We start from the raw sequence: 1,974 nt of genomic DNA, 5'->3' as shown, positions 1-1,974 counted from the left end.
TGGCGCGTCTCGACGGCGCGACACGCCGTGGAGACGCGCCACGCCGGTTCCTTGATGCATCCTTGGGTTGCAGTTCCGGAAAAGCCATAGACGCTGTCAAGTCCTCGTTGTACCTTTCTTCACACACGGACTCCGCGCCGTGGCGGCAGGTTGTGTGTCAGTGACCGCCTGCCCCGCGTCTCGGATACCGCCGGGCAGCACTCGAACAGCAACTTCACCAGCCACTTCAAGAAACGGGAAAGGACGAGATCCACGATGGTTCGCACGAGCATCACGCACCGGGCCGCAGGCCTGAGCAAGGCCAGTGCCGCCACCGCCTCGTCTCTCCCGACCACAGCGCAGCACCTCTGGGACGGCCGCGAGGCCATCCGGGGCGCCATACGCTCCTGATCCGGCTCTGCCGGACCAGTGAACGTGAGCCGCCTCGGGACCCCTGTTCCCGGGCGGCTCTTGTCGTCCCGGGCCCAGGAGCGCAGCACCCCGAGCACCATCCGAAGGACAAGAAGAACCGAGACGACAAGCTCACCGGAAGGAGCAGGCCCGTGGCCGACGTCCTAGTCCTCAATGCCGGCTACGAGCCGCTGCACCGGGTATCGGTCCGGCACGCCATCCACATGCTCGTGCGCGAGGTCGCGGTCGTGGAGGAGGCGGTCGACGGCCGCTCCTTCGGGCCGTTCCCCTTACCGCGCGTGCTGCGGCTGGTCCGGTACGTGACGATGCGGTGGCTCTACAAGTCGGGCGGGGCGCCCGCGTGCACCAAGCTCGGCGTGAAGCGTCGCGACGGCCTGTGCGCCTACTGCGGCGGCCCCGCCGAGACCGTGGACCACATCCTGCCGCGGTCCCGTGGCGGGCCCTCGACGTGGATGAACCTCGTGGCCGCCTGCTACGAGTGCAACTCGCACAAGGCGGACCGCACCCCGGCCGAGGCCGGCATGGTGCTCCACGTGACGCCGCACGTCCCACGCGCGGACTACGCCCGCACCATCCGGCACAGAGCGGCGCGCGCGGCTTAGGCCGGGGCGCGCGAGCGATCGGTAAAAGGTCAGGTGATCGGCAACTCGAGTTGCCGATCACCTGACCTTTTACCGATCACTTGCTGGTGACCCCTACACCGGCTCCATGAGTGCCGCGGTGAGCTCGGTGTGGGGGCACACCTCCTGCCACTTTCAACATATAGCGACCGGGGGGCCTTGCGGCAAGACCCTGGTGCTGTCGCAGAATCGTCGACCGTCACGGCTTTTCGCGCCTGACGGAACGGGGGGTGCGACATGAGTGACGTGATCGTGGCCGGGGGCGGGCCGACCGGCGTGCTGCTGGCGTGCGAGCTGCGGCTGCAGGGCGTGTCCGTGGTCGTGCTGGAGAAGGACGCCGAGCCCTCCCGGGTGGTCCGGGGGCTGGGTCTGCACGCGCGCACCCTGGAGATCCTGGACCAGCGCGGCCTGCTGGACCGGTTCCTGCCCCTGGGCAAGCGCTACCCCCTCGGCTCCTTCGCGGGTATCACCAAGCCGGCGCCCACCGGACTGGACACCTCGCACCCGTACGTCCTGGGAGTGCCGCAGCCGGTCACCGAGCGCCTGCTGCGTGAGCGAGCCGCCGAGCTGGGCGTCGAGGTGCGGTACGGCCACGAGGTGACCGGGCTCAGCCAGGACGACGACGGCGTCCGCGTCGAGCTGGCCGACGGCGCGCGCCTCGCCGCCCGCTACCTCGTGGGGTGCGACGGCGGCCGCAGCACCGTGCGCAGGCTGCTCGGCATCGGGTTCCCCGGCGAGCCCAGCCGGCAGGAGACGCTCCTGGGCGAGGTGCGGCTGGCGGAGTCACCCGCGACGATCGAGGCCGTCGTGACCGAGGTGCGCACGACCCACAAGAACTTCGGCGCCATCCCGCTCGGGGACGACCTGTACCGGGTCGGCGCCCCGGCCGACGGCGTGGCCGAGGACCGCACGGTCCCACCGACCCTGGACGAGCTGCGTGAGC

The 1,974-nt window shown here is 70.3% G+C and carries 2 protein-coding genes; both read left to right on the top strand.

Annotated elements, in window-relative coordinates; all coding sequences use genetic code 11:
* Window positions 1-542 precede the first annotated feature (542 nt).
* Window positions 543-1,013 (top strand): HNH endonuclease, encoded by a 471-nt coding sequence (locus tag PROKR_RS18300; RefSeq protein WP_036965502.1) that lies wholly within the window; start codon window positions 543-545, stop codon window positions 1,011-1,013.
* Window positions 1,014-1,268: 255 nt separating this feature from the next.
* A partial coding sequence (locus PROKR_RS18295) for an FAD-dependent monooxygenase (protein ID WP_036965500.1) occupies window positions 1,269-1,974 on the top strand: 706 nt, incomplete at its 3' end.

It is taken from the genome of Promicromonospora kroppenstedtii DSM 19349, from assembly GCF_000515355.1.
GTDB lineage: Bacteria > Actinomycetota > Actinomycetes > Actinomycetales > Cellulomonadaceae > Promicromonospora > Promicromonospora kroppenstedtii.
Note: the sequence above shows the minus strand (reverse complement) of the source record. Positions and strands in the feature narration are given on the sequence as shown.